The organism is Aquabacterium sp. (genome assembly GCF_036273115.1).
Lineage (GTDB): Bacteria > Pseudomonadota > Gammaproteobacteria > Burkholderiales > Burkholderiaceae_C > Aquabacterium.
Genome location: NZ_DASUIN010000010.1, coordinates 1 through 16,126 on the forward strand (window position 1 = coordinate 1; position 16,126 = coordinate 16,126).

A 16,126-nucleotide genomic window follows, 5' to 3' on the forward strand; every position below is an offset into this window, starting at 1 on the left:
GTTCGGCTTCCTGACCGCGGGCGAGCGGGAGTCCTTCCGTGAGCTGATCAAGATCAGCGGCGTGGGACCGCGCATTGCGCTGGCCTTGCTGTCCGGTTTGAACACATCTGAGTTGGCGCAGGCTGTGGCGGCGCAGGATGCGACGCGTCTGGTCAAGGTGCCGGGCGTGGGCAAGAAGACGGCCGAGCGACTGCTGCTGGAGCTCAAGGGCAAGCTGGCGCCGGTGCTGGCCACGCCGGGCTTTGCTGCCGTCAGCGACACGCAAGGCGACATCTTGCAAGCCCTGATCGCTTTGGGCTACTCTGACAAAGAGGCCCAGGCAGCGCTCAAGCAGTTGCCAGCGGATGTGTCTGTCAGCGACGGCATCAAGCAGGCGCTCAAGGCCCTGGCGCGCTGACCGAGAGGGCAGGAGGCCAATCGTGTCAGGCTGGCGTTTGATTCATCGGGTTCAGGCCTTGTTGCTGGCGGTGTCAGCCTGGGGCTCGGTGGGCGTGGCGCACAGCGCTGGGGTGCCACCAGTGGCAGAGCGTTCCTGGCGCAATCCGGCTGGCTTTTGTGATCTGATCAGCCGTCGCTTGCCCAATCTGCCGCGCTCGGTCTGCACGGCGGCCGATCTGAGCAACAACCCAGGCCGGTCAGTACGTGGTCGCCCACTGCTGCAGCGAGATGTGGTGTCTCCGAATGCGCGCCTCAAGGTGTTGGTGATCGGTGGCATCCATGGCGATGAGTTGTCGTCGACTTCGCTGGTGCTGCACTGGATCGCCAATGCCCAAGAGATCCCCTCTAACGTGCACTGGCGCTTTGTGCCCTTGGTCAACCCCGACGGGATGATGCTGGATAGCCCCAAGCGCACCAATGCCAACGGGGTGGATTTGAATCGCAACTTCCCGACGCCCAATTGGGACAAGGAGGCACCGTTTTACTGGAACCAGCGCACCCGCAAGGACCCGCGGCGTTACCCCGGTCCCAAGCCCTTGTCCGAGCCCGAATCACGCTGGGTCTACAACGAGATGGACCAGTGGAAGCCGGACTTGATCGTATCCGTGCATGCACCCTATGGCCTGCTGGACTTCGATGGCCCCACGGCCCCGCCTGAGCGGCTGGGGCGCCTGTATCTGGACCAGGTGGGGATCTTTCCGGGTAGTTTGGGCAACTATGGGGGCGTGCACAAGAAAGTGCCGGTGGTGACCATTGAGCTGCCCAGTGCCCTGCGGACCCCGCAAGATTCGGAGATACGTCAGATGTGGCTGGACTTGTTGCGCTGGACGGCTGACCGGCTCGGGGCAGGTTGAGGCAATCCGAAACGGATTGCCCAAATGAAAAAGCCCCGCATTCAGCGGGGCTTTGCGCATCAGCGTCGATCAAGCGTGCGGTGGTGCCGCCTGCGTGGTCGGCAGGGTCGACAAGATCGTCAACAAGCGCGTGATCTGCAAGGGCTTGACCAGGTAGTGGTTGAAGCCGGTCTGCAGAGCCTTGGCGATGTGCTCGGGCAAGGCGTCGGCACTCAGGGCGATCATCGGCAGGTGATGGAACTGCGATTGCGCACGGATGCGGCGGCACAGATCCAGCCCACTGCCGTCGGGCAGGTTGATGTCGACCAGGGCCACATCCGGGTTCATCGATTCGATGGCGGCCTGGCCCTCTGCGGCTGTCTCAGCCGAGTGCAGGCGTACTTGCGGGTAGGCGCTGAACATGGCTTCAACCAGGCTGCGGTTGAGCGGGTTGTCTTCGATGTGGACCACGCGCAGCGGGGGCAGCATGACGGCTGGCTCGTTGCTACGATTGGCGCCGGTGCGGTTGGGGCTCAGGCCTTCGGCCAGGGGCAGCTTGAGGGCGAACACGCTGCCGCGTCCCAAGGTGCTGCTGACCTCGATGCTGCCGTGCATCAACTCGGCCAGGCGTTGTGACACGGCCAGGCCCAGACCATGGCCGCGCGTCTTGCTGCCGCCACCCCCGGTGTCCAGTCGCGTGAAGGGCTTGAACAGTCGGTTCAGGTCGTTTTCCTCGATGCCAAAACCCTGGTCGCGCACTTCGACCACGCCAATGCGTTCGTCTTGCGAAACATGGGCGTTGAGCCACACGGTTGAACCCGTGGGGCTGAACTTGATGGCGTTGCTCAGCAGGTTGAGCAAGATGGCGCGGGTGTGTTGCGGGTCGGCCCACACGGGTGGGCACTGGCTGTCCAGCACCAGGGTGATGTCCTGCGCCTTGGCTTCGTCTTCCAGGGCGGCGCGGATCTCTTTGAGCAAGATACCCAGGTCGACCCGTTGGGGGCGGATGCCCACGGCGCGTTCATCCAGACGGGCGTAGTCCAGGGCCTGGTCCAGCAGTGAGAGCAGCTCTTGCCCGGCGGTGTGGATGTGGCTGATCTGGCGGCGCTGCGCTTCGGGCAGGCTCTGGTCGTCCAGCATGTCCAGCAACTGCGTGAAGCCCAGGATCGCGTTCAGGGGCGACCGCATGCTGTGGCTCATGCGAGACAGGAAGTCGGCCTTGGTGGCCAGGGCCACTTCGGCTTGCAGGCGCTGGGCGTGTTCGGCCTCGGCGCGGCGCTGGGCGCTGATGTCGGTCAGCACCTCGATGTAGCGGTTGATCTGGCCGTCCGGGCCCATGATGGGCTGGACCGAGCGCTCGACCCAGAACGGCTCACCATCTTTGCGGTGGTGGCAGACCTGCACCTTGTCGACCGACTGGCCTTGAGCCAGGGTCTGGTTGACGCGGGTGATGACGCCAGGGTCGGTATGCGGGCCGCTGAGCAACTCTTCTGTCAACTGGCCGTGGCATTCGGTCAGGGTGAAGCCTGTCAGTCGGGTGAAGCTGGGGTTGACCCATTTGATGCAGCGTTGGGCATCGCAGATCAGGATGGCATCGGTCACCCGGTCGGCGACCAGGGCGAGTTCCTGATTGGTGCTTTGGGCGCGCTGCAGGGCAGCCTGGACCTGTTTCAGGACCTGGCCTTGTTGTTCGAAGGCGTCGTGTCGCACGTGAAGTTCGTCTAGAAGGCGTTGGGCGTCGTCGGCCATGGTGTCGGAGACGCCAGTGGGAAGGGATGAGCGTCGGGCGGATGTACTTCCTCGCCAGGGCGCCGGGTCTGAAGGTGACGCGGGGATGAAGTCAGGCATGGCAGAGCTCCTGTGGCGGTGTGCCTAGGATGCTTCAGTGTAGGTCTTTCAGACAACAGTTGCCATGTAAGGACACTAGGGGAAACGTGAGCGTGTGTGATATCCCCATGCACTTGTACGTTTTGCGCTCTCGGTTAGGCTGCGGCTTTATCGTTTCACATTAAAAGGAAGGCTTGCATGAGCAAGGTGTACGACTTCGAGGCCCAGACCATCACGGGGCAGCCTGTTCGACTCGATCAGTTCAAGGGGCGGGTGCTGCTGATCGTCAACACCGCCAGTCAGTGTGGGTTCACGCCGCAGTTCGCCGGCTTGGAGTCGCTGTGGAAAGACTATGAAGGCAAGGGCTTGACCGTGCTGGGCTTCCCCTGCAATCAGTTCGGTTCGCAGGACCCCGGCAACAACACCGAGATCGCGTCGTTCTGCCAGCTCAACTACGGTGTGAGCTTCCCGATGATGGCCAAGATCGATGTGAACGGACCGAATGCGCATCCCTTGTACCAGTGGCTGGTGAAAGAGGCCCCCGGCATTCTGGGCACCAAGTCGATCAAGTGGAACTTCACCAAGTTCCTGATTGGCAAGGACGGCCAGGTGCTGGGCCGCTACGCGCCGACCGACAAGCCCGCTGCCTTGAAGGCCGACATCGAGAAGGCGCTGGCCGCATAAAAAAGGCCACCCGAAGGTGGCCAAAAGGGAGGGAGAGGGTGTGAGGCCGAGGCCGCTATTTCAGTAGCGACGCTTGATCTCGATCTTGGTGGCGGCGATGGTGGTCACGCCGGCCGTGGTGCTGCTGGTGCCCTTGACCTCGAGCAGGCAGGTCTTCGGTGTGTCGGACGCAGCCAGATTCACACGCTCTTCTGCCTTGATGGTGGCGTTGCGGCCATCCACATTCACCGTGCGTGCCAGCAGGGTCAGCGCGAAGTTGGTCTGCAGATCAGACACACCGTTGGTGCACAGGGTGGTGCCAAACACTTCGAAGGGGCGCGGGGTGCTGGGTGACTGCACGCGGACCGCAGTCAGCACGCCGTTGATCTGGGTGGCCAGCACTTCCACATAGGCGCCTTCGGTGGGCAGTGTCAGCACGGGCAGACCGACCACGCTGGCGATCTTCACCGTCACGCCCTGCACGACGAAGGTGTTGTTGACGGCGTCCACATCGGTGGCGACACCGAACAGCTTGACGGCACCGCCGTCATGGTCACGGTCGTAGTCATCCGATTCGACAAACTTGGCGGTCAGCACATTGTTCTTGAACTGGCCGGCCACGCGCACTTCCGTGCCTACCAGCACCTCAGCCAGGCTGCTGAAGCCACGCAGGATGGGGTTTTGTGACACGTCGATGGTCACGTCGCCAATGGTCCAGGTGGTGCCGTTGATGCTGCTGACCACGCCGTGCAGCTTGGCGGCCGAGCCGTTGACGCCTCGGTCGCTCTTGATCAGCAGCTTGGTCGCGGTCAGGCTGCTTTGGCCTGCGGGGTTCACGCTGCTGAGGACTCGCACGGCCACGCCGTCACGCAGCTCGGCCCCGTTGGGCAGCACGTTGGCGGTGGAGTAGTCCACATCCACTGGGGTGGCCGCCAGCGAGAAGCCGCGCTTGATCAGCATGCTGAAGTGCTTGGTGGTGGTGTTGATCGAGCCAGGCACCACGTAGCCCTTGACGGCGTAGACCAGGGCGGCAGGGTCTTTCTTCTCGATGCGGGTTGCGACGATCGCGCCACTGGCGTCTACCGTGCCATAAACCTCGACGGCCACGCTGCTGCCACTCCAGTTGGCGGCCAGCCAGGTCAGGGTGAAGGTGGCATCGCCTTCGCCATCGACCACGGTGTTGGTGTCGAACTTGACCAGCTGACCGGCAACCAGCATGGTGCCGTTGGCCAAGTTGACGTCGGTCACCAAGCCGCGAATGCCGCCGATCACTTCAATCGAGGTCGCTTGGCCATCGCTGCCATCGACGCTGCCCTTGACCACCACGGTGGCGCCGAGCTTGAACGCACGGGTGTAGGGCTGGCTGGGGTCGTCGCTGTCGGTGGTGGTGGCGCCGGTGGTCGAGAAGCGAACGCCGTTGACCACGATGGAGCCCAGGCCGCTGACGGTGCCGCTGTAGGTTTGGGGGCCCGAGGTGCTGCTGGTGGTGTCGGTGCTGCTGCTGCCGCCGCCGCCACATGCGGCCAAGGTGGCCAGCATCACCGAAGTCAGACCGGCCAGGAGGGCGCGGGGCAGGGGGGCACGCAATGCGGTGAAGTTCATGATGAATCCTTCGCGGTGTTTGTTTAAATGTGCGAACTGCACATTTGTTGTCGATGGGGCGGATTCTGTCGGAAAAAACAAAACCTGTCGAGAGCCGCAAAGCTCCGGACAGGTTTGTTTCGTTTGGTTACGATTGCCGCCACGCGGCAGGCGCATCGGTCAGAACAGTGAGGGGGGCCAGTAGCCTCGTTCCACCACCTCTGACTGCACGTCGGTTCGCCCCCCGGTAGGAAGGTCGAGCCCGGATGGCGCGTCATTGCCTTCACCGGCACCCAGGGTGCCGTCAGCGTTGACGTCGAATCGCATGGTGTGGCTAGCCTGGCAGCTGTTCGTTGGCGCGTAGGCCAAGGCCGACTGACTGACTTGCCAGGCACCGTTCTGAAGCAGCAAGGTCTGTGACTGAAACGCCGTTCGCAGGGCTGCCAGCGAGGCGCCGGGGCCGCCCCAGTTGCAGTAGAAACCGGCCAGAGCCCCGTCGCTGGTAGACAAGTTGCTGCCCGCGCCATGGAAGATCTGTGCACGCAAGGTGCCGCCGGGTTGGTCCACGTGGGCCAGGAAGAGCCGGCTGCGACCGTCCTGTGGCGTGATTTGCCAGCCGTGCAGGTGGTCGCCTTGGCCGGAGTTGAGGTCGACATCGGCGCTGTAGCGAACCAGTTCACGGCGCCAGGCGCGGGCGTTGTTGCGCAAGCCACTGGCGCCCAGGGCCACGGTGGTGTCCATCTCCCCCGACGCGGTGGTGCTCACCAGCTCGCCAAAATGATCACTCGACCCCGCCGTGGCGGTGCCGCAGAACTGGGCCGACCGCAAGCGGGTGGTCAGGGCGTTGTCGTAGCGGTTGTACCCCATCGACGTGGCGTGTGCCACGCGGTACAGGCCTGTCGCGGCGTCCAGGGTGTCGCTGCAGCCTTCCTGGGCCACGCTGCTGAGGTGGCTGTGGGTCACGTTCAGCACCCCGGCAAACCGCTCGTTGGTGTCGTTGGGGGTGTGCTGCAGGCGAATTTCCAGGGTTTCCGCGGTGGCACCCGTGCCACGGCTGAGAACCATGCGGTAGACGTAGGTCGAGGCGTCGCCGAGGGCGGACACGGAGGCGGTCTGTACTGTGACCCCATTGAGCAGGGGCGCGAGGGTCGAGGCGATGCTGGATGTCAACTCGCGTGTGGTGCCCGGGTCGGGCAAGGGGGCTGCGCCCACTGTGGCCGAGCGCTGTCGCAGCAGTGCCATGAGCAGCAGACCTTGCCGCGCCTGCCGCGTCACAGCGCCGAGTTGCTGTTCCAGTTGCGCCGCAGCGCAGGGCTGGCCGCTGTCCAATGGCTGCCACATGGCCACATCTTCGAGCGCCAAGGCCCCGCTGGTGGCGCTGGGTTGGTCATCATGGTCGGCATAGGTCAAAGCGGGGCCATAACACTGTGCTCGGCCCAGATGCGCGGGGTCGAAGAGCGCGTTGGCGTTGATCAGCTGACCATCGAGTGCCTGTCGTCCCTGGGCGACGGCGGTGACCACGGGGCTGTCAGCCACCCAGGCCGAGACGCCACTGCTCAGGCCGGTGGGCGCGTGAACCACCACGCCCAAGGGAAAGCCGGCTCCTTCGGTGGTGGTGCTTGACGGGCTGGTGTTGTTGGTGCCGTTGCCGCCGGAACCACCGCCGCCTCCGCCGCACGATGCCAAAGCCAAGGCGGCCAGACCCGTCAGGGCCAGGCGAGATGGCTGGGGCAGGTGGCGGGCCCACCGCATGGGCAAGGGTTGGATGAAAAGCATGGCGTGGCCTCGAAGCGAGCGTTCGACATCAAGTCGATACATTGCGCCGTAGGCAGACTTTGCAATCTGGGGCACAGCGCAGGATTTGTGGCGTATTTCTCGCGGCGGTCGCTCCGATAATGCGGGCTTGCGCCGAATCAGGCTTTCGACCACGGAGACCCCCATGTTTTTGCACGTTGACCCGTATCCGGGTGACCCGATCCTCACCCTCAACGAGGATTTTCAGAAAGACCCGCGCACCGACAAGATCAACCTCAGCATCGGCATTTACTTCGACGAACAAGGCCGCCTGCCGGTGATGGACGCCGTGCGCCAGGCCGAGTCGGCCATGCTCTCGCAGATCGGCCCCAAGCCCTATCTGCCCATGACCGGCAACCCCGCCTACCGCGAAGCCGTTCAGCACCTGCTGTTTGGCGCCGACCACGAGGCCGTGCGCAGCGGCCGTATTGCCACCATCCAGACCCTGGGCGGCTCGGGCGGCTTGAAGGTGGGCGGCGACTTCCTCAAGCGCTACTTCCCCAATTCGCAAGTCTGGGTCAGCGACCCCACCTGGGACAACCACCGTGCCATGTTCGAGGGGGCGGGCTTCCAGGTCAACACCTACCCCTACTACGATCCGGAAACCAAGGGCCTGAAGTTCGACGCCATGCTGTCGGCCATCGACGCCTTGCCGGCGCAAAGCATCGTGTTGCTGCATGCCTGCTGCCACAACCCCACCGGGGTTGACCTGAACCAGGCGCAGTGGCGCCAGCTGATCGAGGTCATTCAACGCCGTCGGTTGCTGCCTTACCTCGACATTGCCTACCAGGGCTTTGGCGATGGCATTGAGGAAGACGCGTTTGCGCTGCGCGCGCTGGCCGACGCGGGGGTGAGCTTCTTCGTGGCCAACTCGTTTTCCAAGAGCTTCTCGCTGTACGGCGAGCGCGTGGGGGGGCTCAGCGTGGTCTGCCCTGACAAGGCCCAGGCGCAACTGGTGCTGGGGCAGCTGATGTCGGCGGTGCGTCGCAACTATTCCAGCCCGCCTACCCATGGCAGCCAGATTGTGGCGCGTGTGCTGCAAACGCCCGACTTGCGTCAGATGTGGGAAAGCGAGCTCACCCAGATGCGCGATCGCATCAAGGTGATGCGCCAGCGTCTGTACGACGGCGTGGTGGCCCGCTTGCCGGGGCGCGATGTGCGCTACTTCATCGACCAGCGCGGCATGTTCAGCTACACCGGCGTGAGCCCTCAGCAGGCTGATGCCTTGCGTGAACAGCACGGCGTGTATGTGCTGCGCAGTGGCCGCATGTGTGCCGCAGGCCTGAACGCCAACAATGTGGACCGGGTGGCCGAGGCCTTTGCGGCCGTGTTGCGCGCGGGTTGATCCGGGTGTCCCGGGGCGCCAGTTCTGGCCCCCGGGGTTTGGACCTAGGGGGGATCCCCCTATCGGCGCACTTGCCGTAAGACAAGAATGGGGGCATGAACCGCGCTGCCACCCAACTACTTGACTCCGAACGCGAAATCGATCGCGTCTGGCTGGCCCAGTACCCCAAAGACGTCCCCGCCACGATCGACCCGTCGGTTTACCGATCGCTGGTTGAGTTGATCGACGAAGGTCTGATCAAACACGCCTCGCGCATTGCCTGCGACTTTCTCGGCAAGTCCTGGACGTATGCTCAGCTAGACGAGGCGTCCTGGGCGCTGGGTTGCCATTTGCAGTCGCTGGGTTTGCATCCGGGTGATCGTGTGGCGGTGATGATGCCCAATATGCCTCAGTACCCGGTGGCCGTGCTGGCCATCTTGCGTGCGGGCTTCGTGCTGGTCAACGTCAACCCGCTGTACACGCCCCGCGAGTTGGAGCATCAACTGGTCGATTCAGGCGCGAAGGCGATGGTGATCATCGAAAACTTCGCCCAGACCCTGGAGCAGGTGATCGAGCGCACCCCCGTCAAGCACGTGGTGCTGACCGCGCTGGGCGACATGCTCGGGGGCATCAAAGGGGCCCTGGTCAATGCCGCGGTGCGCCATGTGAAGAAAATGGTGCCGCCCTTCAAACTGCCGCAGGCCGTGCGCTTCAATCAGGCGCTTGAGCATGGCCGCCACATGACCTTGCTCGAAGCCAACCCAGGCCCGGAAGACCTGGCCGTGTTGCAGTACACCGGCGGCACCACAGGGGTCAGCAAGGGTGCCATGCTGCTTCACCGCAACATCATTGCCAACTTGCTGCAAAGCGAAGCGTGGAACAACCCGCTGTGGAAGCAGGTGCCCGAGGGCGAGCAGCCCGTCATGGTGTGTGCCTTGCCGCTGTATCACATCTTCGGTTTCACCGTGAACATGATGTTCGGCTTGCGGGTCGGCGCGCGCAACATCCTCATTCCCAATCCGCGTGACATCAAGGCCACCTTGAAGGCCCTGCGTGGCAAGAAGTTCCACAGTTTCCCGGCGGTGAACACCTTGTTCAACGCCATGGCTCACCACCCCGACTTCGACAAGGTCGACTGGAGTGGCCTGCGTATTTCCGTGGGGGGCGGCATGGCCGTGCAACAGGCCACGGCCCGCTTGTGGAAAGACAAGACCGGGTGCGCCATTGCCGAGGGCTATGGATTGAGCGAGACCTCGCCTTCGGTGACCTGCAATCCGGTTAATGGCACCGGCGTGTCTGGCAGCATCGGTTTGCCTCTGCCCTCGACCGACGTACTCATCCTCGACGACGAGGGGCATGCACGCCCCTTTGGCACCCCTGGCGAGTTGGCGGTGCGAGGCCCGCAGGTGATGGCTGGTTACTGGCACCGCCCCGAAGAAACCGCCAAGGTCATGACCGAAGATGGCTTCTTCCGCACGGGCGACATTGCCACGATGGACGAGCATGGCTTCATTCGCATCGTCGATCGCAAGAAAGACATGATTCTGGTGTCGGGCTTCAATGTCTACCCCAACGAGGTGGAAGACGTGGTCGCACAACTGCCCGGGGTGTTCGAGTGCGCTGCCGTGGGGGTACGCGATGGCCACTCCGGCGAAGCCGTGAAACTGTTTGTCGTGCGCAACCGGCCCGACCTGACCGAAGAGCAGGTGCGTGAACACTGTGCACGCAACCTCACGGGCTACAAGCGACCCAAGCACATCGTGTTTGTCGAGTCGCTGCCAAAAACGCCCGTGGGCAAGATCTTGCGCAGAGAACTGCGCGAGGCCTGATCACCGGCCCACGTCCAGTGGGCCTACCCTTGGCTCAGCCCTTGAGCTTGATGGGGGTGATCTCGACGGTGGTTTCGCCGCCGTTGACCCATGCGGTACCGTCTTGTACGGTGATCTGCAACTGCATGCTGCGCTGGGCCAGGGTGGCCAGCGCCTGGCTTTGCTCGGTGGGAATCTGCCACACGGTCAGGTTCTGGGCGCGGCTGACTTTGTTGGCCAGGTTGTCCCACCAGATCGGCGTGCTGTTCTGGAAGGCCCACACCGACACCGCACGGGCGCGGCCGCTGGCCTTCATCAGCCGCTTGTCATCGGGTTGCCCCACTTCTACCCAGTGCAGGATTTCGTCAGAAAAGTTTTTCTGCCACAGCGCGGGTTCGTCAGGCTCCCACATGTCTTTGGCCAGCTCCAGAGTGCCTTCCGAGGTGTCGGCAGGCCAGCCCAGCGCCAGGGCCAGCACACGAATCATCATGCGCTCGTCGGTTTCCGAGGGATGGCGGGCAATCGTGATGGCGGGGTCGGCATAGACGTTGCGGTCCATGTCGGCCAGATTGATCTGGGCTTTGTAAATGGTGGCTTTGAGCGCCATGTCAGGTTCCAAAAACTTGCTTCAGCCAGGGACCCAATGGGGCCAAGGCCTTCTCGCGGTCAGGCTCGTTGAAAATTTCGTGTGCCATGTGAGCAAAAGGCTGGCTGGTCACGAGTGGCTTGGGTGCCTTGGCGCTGAATTCGGCCGAGCCGGCGGGGGCCACGCATTTGTCTGAGCCCGCCCAAAGCAGCAGGGTGGGCACGGTCCAGTTCGGGGCCCGGTTGCGCACCCATTCGCCCGCTTCAATCATGAAGCGGCTGGTCTTCCCGGTGATGCGGTCGTGCACCGTGGGGTCAGCCAGGTAGGCTTTCACTTCGGCTGGGTCGTTGCATACCCATTCGGCCTTCAGGCCACTGGCCACGGCAAAGTCGGGCAGCCATTTCGCCACGGTGTTGAGCAGGAATTGCTGAATCGCGTTGATGTTGAGCAGCAGCGCGGGTGACGACAGAATCAGGCCGTCGACCGGGCGGCTCCATGGCGCCGATTCGGCGGGCGTGGCCGTGGCCGCCACAAAGCGCGCCGCAATCAGTCCGCCCAGGCTGTGCGCCAGCAACACCAGCTTCTGGCCAGGGTAGGCCGCCCGTGTGGTGTCGATCATGTGGGCCAGATCGTGCAGGTAGTCGTCAGACTGCTTCAACCCGCCACGTTGACCTTCCGACAGGCCGTGCCCACGGTGGTCATAGCCGACCACGGCCCAACCTAGGGCATTGAGGTGAGCGGCCACATGCTTGTAGCGGCGAACGTGTTCGCCGTGGCCGTGCACCACCAGAATCACCCCTTGAGGGGCGGTGCCAGTTGGCAAAGGCCAATGCTGGGTGACCAGGCGGGTGCCGTCGCGGGCGGTGATGGAAGCGGGAAAAACGATGGACATGCAAGCCTCACAAGGACGCATCAGAGCCGAGCTTCGCGCAGCCAGCCCAGGCCGGCCGAGGTGCCGCCTGCGCCAGCCTGACGAGGCCGGTATTCACAGCCGATCCAACCCGCCCACTGGAGGGCGCGCAGTTCGGCAAACACATGGGAGTAGGACAGTTCGCCCTGATCGGGCTCGCCCCGGTCAGGAACGGCTGCGATCTGCAGGTGGCCCGCCTGTCCGCTGGGCAGCCAGTGGCGCAGCTTCGTGGTCAGGTCACCTTCAACAATCTGACAATGGTAAAGGTCCATCTGCACTTGCAAATGGGGGGATCCGATACGCTCGACCAAGGTGTGTGCCTCGGCTTGCCGCTGCAACAGGTAGCCGGGCATGTCGCGACCGTTGATGGGCTCGATCATCAGGATGCGGTCGGCCTGGCGCGCCTGGTCAACCGCCCAGCCCAAGTTGGATTCATAGCGAGCCCAGGCCGCTGTCCGATCGCTGTCCTGGCACAGCCCAGCCATCACGTGCACGCGTGGGCAATTCAACGCCTGTGCCAGATCGAGGGCGCGCGTGATGGTGTCGCGAAACTCGGCTTCGCGACCGGCCAGGCTGGCCAAGCCGCGTTCACCCGCAGCCCACAGACCCGGCTCGGCATTGAACAGCACCAATTGCAGCCCCAGATCACGCAGGCGCGCAGCGACCTCGGCACGTGGGTGTTCATGCGGAAACAGGCATTCCACACCCTGGAAGCCGTCAGCCGCCGCGGCGGCGAATCGGTCCAGGAAGGGCAAGTCGGTGTACAGCCAGGACAAATTGGCTGCGAATTTCAGGGAGGCGCTCATCAGGGCCGCTAGGGTAGCGCGAAAAACGCTTGGCGCCATGAAAAACGCCGGCTGGAAGCCGGCGTCAGGTCGGGGGCGGGCCGCGTGAGGCGGCTACACCATCAGAAAGTTTCCCAGTCCGAGTCGTGGGACGAGGCGTTGCTGGCCTTCGGGGCGGCCGCAGGTGACTCCATCGGTTCGCTCACGGCGGGACTGCTCAGCTTGGGCGCGGCAGCCACTTGCACCGGCTTGCTGGCCGGTGGGGTGTAGCTGGTCTGAGGCTTGACGCTGGTGGCCGCGCTGACCTTGGCACGCGCGATCACCGATTGAGCGGCCCCGTGTGCTTCGGCCTGGGCGTGGCCCAGCTTGAAGGCCGACACAGCTTGCGCCAGACGGGCGGCTTGATCTTTCAGACTTTCCGCCGCTGCGGCCGATTGTTCGACCAAGGCGGCATTTTGCTGGGTCATTTGATCCAGCTGGGTGACCGACTGGTTCACCTGGCCAATGCCCTGGCTCTGTTCGGTCGAGGCAGCCGAGATTTCGCCAATGATGTCCGACACGCGCTGCACGCTGTTGAGGATTTCCATCATCGATGAGCCGGCATCCTTCACCAGCCTCGAGCCTGACTCCACCTTTTCGCTGGAGGCGTTGATCAAAGACTTGATTTCCTTGGCGGCGTTGGCGCTGCGTTGGGCCAGCGAACGCACTTCACCAGCCACCACGGCGAAACCGCGGCCTTGTTCGCCGGCGCGGGCGGCTTCCACGGCGGCGTTCAGCGCCAGGATGTTGGTCTGGAAGGCAATGCCGTCGATCACGGTGATGATCTCGGTGATCTTGCGGCTGGCGTCGTCGATTTCCGACATGTTCGACACCACTTGCGACACGATCTCTTCACCGCGCTGCGCGGCTGTGGCAGCGCCCGAGGCCAGTTGGTTGGCCTGACGGGCGGCGTCAGCGCTCTGGCGCACGTTGCCGGTCAACTCTTCCATCGAGCTGGCGGTTTGCTGCAGATTCGAGGCGGTGGTTTCGGTCCGGGCCGACAGATCCTGGTTGCCGCTGGCAATTTCGGTCGATGCGGTCGAGATCGAGTCGGTGGCCTGGCGGATCAGCGCGATCGTTTCACGCAGGCGAGCCGTCATGGCGATGACCGATGCGCGCAAGGACTTGTCTTGCGCGGTGACCTGACCCAGATCGACATCCAGATCGCCATCGGCAATGCGGCGCACGAGTTGGCGCAGGTTCGAGGGCTCATCGCCCAGGTCCTGCCACACCGACGACACGATGGCGGCAGAAGCCAGACCCAGCACACCCAGCACGATCACGCCGGTCACGATGGTGACCCACAGATTGGTGTTCACGCCACGACGAGCGGCGTCCTGGGCTTCGTCAATTGCATTCTTGGCCGAGAGCTTTTGCTCGTCGAGCTGCTTTTGCAGGCCAGTCAGTGCGGCTTGCATGCGTTGCAAGGCGTCACCCGGTGGCTGGTTGGTCAGCACGGCGCGAACCGAGCCAATCGCTGGGACCTGATAGGCATCGAAGGCCTGCGCCAGCTCTCTGGCGATGGCGGTCTTTTCTGGCAGCTTCTGCATGTTGGCCAGCGCATCGTGCGCGGCGGCCACCATCACCTCGGTTTCCTTGAGCTTGTCGGCATCACCCTCGGCTGCGGCGGTTTGCAGTGTCAGCTTGAGCTGCTCGGTGCTGCGGTCAATGGTGTTGACGTAAGCGAAATGGGGGTTGTCCACCTCATGCAGGTGCTTCAGCACATCGGAGGTGCGCTCACCCACGGCGAAACTCACGCCAACGCCCACCACGAAGACCGCGGCTGCGCTGATGGGCAACATCCAGATTTTGGTTCGAAAGTTCATTGTGCCTCCTACGGCGCTCGCCCCGATAAACGACCTGGGGGCGACCCATGACCGGTATCGGCATCTTGTCTTGGAAACTGAAGGTCAAGGGTCAGAAAAATCCGGTTTCTCCCGGCCAAACTCGGGCTTGCCCTGTGCAGTTCCTAGAATCGGGGGATGCAATCAACCAATCAAGCAGCCCGAGAGACCCGTTGGGGCGCTCGGCGCCTGATGGCCTGGGTGGCCATCCTGTACTTTTCCGAAGGGCTGCCCCTCGGACTGTTTTACGACCTTTTCCCGGTGAACTTGCGCCAGGCCGGCGTCGGACCGGCAGAAATTGGCCTCTTGAGCCTGATCGGGTTGGCGTGGACGGTCAAATTCCTGTGGGCGCCGCTGGTGGATGCCTGGCGAGGGCATCGCTGGTGGATTGCCGGCGCGAACTGGGGCATGGCGGCGGTGCTGGTGGCGCTGGCGCTGAACCCTCAAGCCTTGGGGCAGGGGGCGACCTGGCCCTGGGTGCTGTTGACGGCCTTCACCGTGCTGTCGGCCACCAACGACATCGCCACCGACGGCTACACCATCGAGTTGCTTAGTAAAGGCCAATACGGCATCGCCAACGGCTTGCGCATTGGCTTTTACCGTGTGGGCATGCTGGCTGCAGGGGGCTTGCTGGTGGTGGCCGGCGCCATGGGCGAGGCCGGGCAGCCCAGTTGGTCGGCCGCCTACGGCATGGGGGCGGTGCTCATGCTCATCAACGGTTTGGCGGTACTGCTCGCGCCCCGCCAGCCCGCCGCGCCCACCAAAGTCGAGGGTGCTTCGGCCCGCGAATGGCAAGCCTTGCGCGAACAGCCGCTGTGGTTGCTGGCGTTGGGGCTGGTCTTGATGGGTTTGTTGTGGCCGGTGCTGGGCCCCTTGGCGAAATGGTTGCAGTGGGAAGCCCTGTTGCCTTACAGCAGCACCTGGTGGTTCAAGGGGGCGGTCCCAGTGAGCTTGATGCTGACCGGGGCAGGGCTGATGGTGCGCGCGGCACGCGGCCCTCAGGCCCACGCCATGGCCGATGGCCCGGTGTTTGGCGCCTGGGTGTCCTTGCTGGCGCGGCCGGGCATGTTGCCGGTGCTCATATTCATTCTGCTGTTCAAGTTGGGTGATGCGGCCATGGGCTTCATGGTCAAGCCCTTTTGGGTGGACAGTGGGTTCACCCCGGCGCAAATTGGCCTGGTCAGCGTCAATGTGGGCCTGGGCTTGTCGATCGTGGGCGGCTTGATTGGCGGCTGGTATGTGGACCGGCTGGGCATCTTCAAAGGCTTGTGGGTGCTCGGGCTGGCGCAGGCCCTGTCCAACTTGGGCTACGCCCTGGCGGCCTGGTATGTGCCCCATGCGGCCCCAGGCACCGCCGTGGAACCTGGCTATCAAGTCGCGGTCTACTTCGCCAGCGGTCTCGAAAGTTTGACGGGCGGGCTGGGTACCGGGGCCTTCATGGCCTTCCTGATGGGCATCACCGACAAACAGCGGGGCACGACCGAATACGCCATCCTGTCGTCCATCTTCGCGTTCTCGCGGGCGGTGGCGGGCTGGGCTGGGGGCTTGGGGGTGGAGCAGATGGGCTATGCCGCCTTCTTTTTCCTCACGTTCTGGCTGTCATTCCCGGCCTATGTGCTCTTGCCGGCGGTTCGTCGTATGCTCGAGCGCGAGTAAGGCGTAGGGGGCCGTTTGGCCGCCTGCGTATTTCATCT

At 63.7% G+C, this 16,126-nt stretch carries 13 protein-coding genes; 6 read left to right on the forward strand and 7 right to left on the reverse strand.

Annotated elements, in window-relative coordinates:
• On the forward strand, positions 1-397 hold a 397-nt coding region (gene ruvA / locus VFW72_RS04210), incomplete at its 5' end, for a Holliday junction branch migration protein RuvA (RefSeq protein WP_329673021.1).
• A 22-nt stretch (positions 398-419) separates the two neighbouring features.
• A complete protein-coding gene (locus tag VFW72_RS04215; protein ID WP_329673022.1) occupies positions 420-1,292 on the forward strand; it encodes a M14 family murein peptide amidase A in 873 nt (290 codons plus the stop codon).
• A 69-nt stretch (positions 1,293-1,361) separates the two neighbouring features.
• Here VFW72_RS04215 and VFW72_RS04220 read toward each other — a convergent pair whose 3' ends face one another.
• Complete coding sequence (locus tag VFW72_RS04220; protein ID WP_329673023.1) at positions 1,362-3,119, reverse strand: PAS domain-containing hybrid sensor histidine kinase/response regulator; 1,758 nt, start codon at positions 3,117-3,119, stop codon at positions 1,362-1,364.
• Positions 3,120-3,296: 177 nt separating this feature from the next.
• Between VFW72_RS04220 and VFW72_RS04225 the strand changes: the two genes are divergently transcribed.
• Entirely contained in the window at positions 3,297-3,782 is a 486-nt protein-coding gene (locus VFW72_RS04225; protein ID WP_329673024.1) for a glutathione peroxidase, read from the forward strand.
• A gap of 60 nt (positions 3,783-3,842) precedes the next feature.
• Here the strand turns inward: VFW72_RS04225 and VFW72_RS04230 are convergent, their stop codons facing one another.
• Together VFW72_RS04230 and VFW72_RS04235 are read right to left on the reverse strand one after the other, a co-directional pair.
• Positions 3,843-5,363, reverse strand: a complete 1,521-nt coding sequence (locus VFW72_RS04230; protein WP_329673025.1) for a DUF5666 domain-containing protein — start codon at positions 5,361-5,363, stop codon at positions 3,843-3,845.
• A 159-nt stretch (positions 5,364-5,522) separates the two neighbouring features.
• Positions 5,523-7,118 carry a hypothetical protein gene (locus tag VFW72_RS04235; RefSeq protein WP_329673026.1) on the reverse strand — a complete coding sequence of 532 codons (1,596 nt, stop codon included), beginning with the start codon at positions 7,116-7,118 and terminating at the stop codon, positions 5,523-5,525.
• Positions 7,119-7,281: 163 nt separating this feature from the next.
• Here VFW72_RS04235 and VFW72_RS04240 point away from each other — a divergent pair, with 163 nt between their 5' ends.
• The gene (locus VFW72_RS04240) at positions 7,282-8,481 is read left to right on the forward strand and encodes an amino acid aminotransferase (protein ID WP_329673027.1); all 1,200 of its coding nucleotides are present in this window, start codon (positions 7,282-7,284) and stop codon (positions 8,479-8,481) included.
• Positions 8,482-8,576: 95 nt separating this feature from the next.
• Entirely contained in the window at positions 8,577-10,289 is a 1,713-nt protein-coding gene (locus VFW72_RS04245; RefSeq protein ID WP_329673028.1) for a long-chain-fatty-acid--CoA ligase, read from the forward strand.
• 34 nt (positions 10,290-10,323) lie between these two features.
• Here the strand turns inward: VFW72_RS04245 and VFW72_RS04250 are convergent, their stop codons facing one another.
• The 4 genes from VFW72_RS04250 to VFW72_RS04265 all read right to left on the reverse strand — a co-directional run bounded on the left by VFW72_RS04250 (position 10,324) and on the right by VFW72_RS04265 (position 14,414).
• Positions 10,324-10,875 (reverse strand): YaeQ family protein, encoded by a 552-nt coding sequence (locus VFW72_RS04250; RefSeq protein WP_329673029.1) that lies wholly within the window; start codon positions 10,873-10,875, stop codon positions 10,324-10,326.
• Between the two features lies 1 nt (position 10,876).
• Positions 10,877-11,746 carry a lysophospholipase gene (locus VFW72_RS04255; protein ID WP_329673030.1) on the reverse strand — a complete coding sequence of 290 codons (870 nt, stop codon included), beginning with the start codon at positions 11,744-11,746 and terminating at the stop codon, positions 10,877-10,879.
• A gap of 20 nt (positions 11,747-11,766) precedes the next feature.
• On the reverse strand, positions 11,767-12,570 hold the full coding sequence (otnI, locus tag VFW72_RS04260) for a 2-oxo-tetronate isomerase (RefSeq protein WP_329673031.1): 804 nt from the start codon (positions 12,568-12,570) through the stop codon (positions 11,767-11,769).
• A gap of 101 nt (positions 12,571-12,671) precedes the next feature.
• On the reverse strand, positions 12,672-14,414 hold the full coding sequence (locus tag VFW72_RS04265) for a methyl-accepting chemotaxis protein (protein WP_329673032.1): 1,743 nt from the start codon (positions 14,412-14,414) through the stop codon (positions 12,672-12,674).
• A 156-nt stretch (positions 14,415-14,570) separates the two neighbouring features.
• Between VFW72_RS04265 and VFW72_RS04270 the strand changes: the two genes are divergently transcribed.
• Positions 14,571-16,088, forward strand: coding sequence for an MFS transporter (locus VFW72_RS04270; protein ID WP_329673033.1), 1,518 nt, complete (start codon positions 14,571-14,573; stop codon positions 16,086-16,088).
• Positions 16,089-16,126 lie beyond the last annotated feature (38 nt).

What these genes read in the sequence shown, in the direction of transcription:
- VFW72_RS04250 (WP_329673029.1), bottom strand. Translation starts at nt 10,875, where the DNA reads ATGGCGCTCAAAGCCACCATTTACAAAGCCCAGATCAATCTGGCCGAC.
- VFW72_RS04220 (WP_329673023.1), bottom strand. Translation starts at nt 3,119, where the DNA reads ATGCCTGACTTCATCCCCGCGTCACCTTCAGACCCGGCGCCCTGGCGA.
- VFW72_RS04225 (WP_329673024.1), top strand. Translation starts at nt 3,297, where the DNA reads ATGAGCAAGGTGTACGACTTCGAGGCCCAGACCATCACGGGGCAGCCT.
- VFW72_RS04245 (WP_329673028.1), top strand. Translation starts at nt 8,577, where the DNA reads ATGAACCGCGCTGCCACCCAACTACTTGACTCCGAACGCGAAATCGAT.
- VFW72_RS04230 (WP_329673025.1), bottom strand. Translation starts at nt 5,363, where the DNA reads ATGAACTTCACCGCATTGCGTGCCCCCCTGCCCCGCGCCCTCCTGGCC.
- VFW72_RS04255 (WP_329673030.1), bottom strand. Translation starts at nt 11,746, where the DNA reads ATGTCCATCGTTTTTCCCGCTTCCATCACCGCCCGCGACGGCACCCGC.
- VFW72_RS04265 (WP_329673032.1), bottom strand. Translation starts at nt 14,414, where the DNA reads ATGAACTTTCGAACCAAAATCTGGATGTTGCCCATCAGCGCAGCCGCG.
- VFW72_RS04270 (WP_329673033.1), top strand. Translation starts at nt 14,571, where the DNA reads ATGCAATCAACCAATCAAGCAGCCCGAGAGACCCGTTGGGGCGCTCGG.
- otnI (WP_329673031.1), bottom strand. Translation starts at nt 12,570, where the DNA reads ATGAGCGCCTCCCTGAAATTCGCAGCCAATTTGTCCTGGCTGTACACC.
- VFW72_RS04240 (WP_329673027.1), top strand. Translation starts at nt 7,282, where the DNA reads ATGTTTTTGCACGTTGACCCGTATCCGGGTGACCCGATCCTCACCCTC.
- VFW72_RS04235 (WP_329673026.1), bottom strand. Translation starts at nt 7,118, where the DNA reads ATGCTTTTCATCCAACCCTTGCCCATGCGGTGGGCCCGCCACCTGCCC.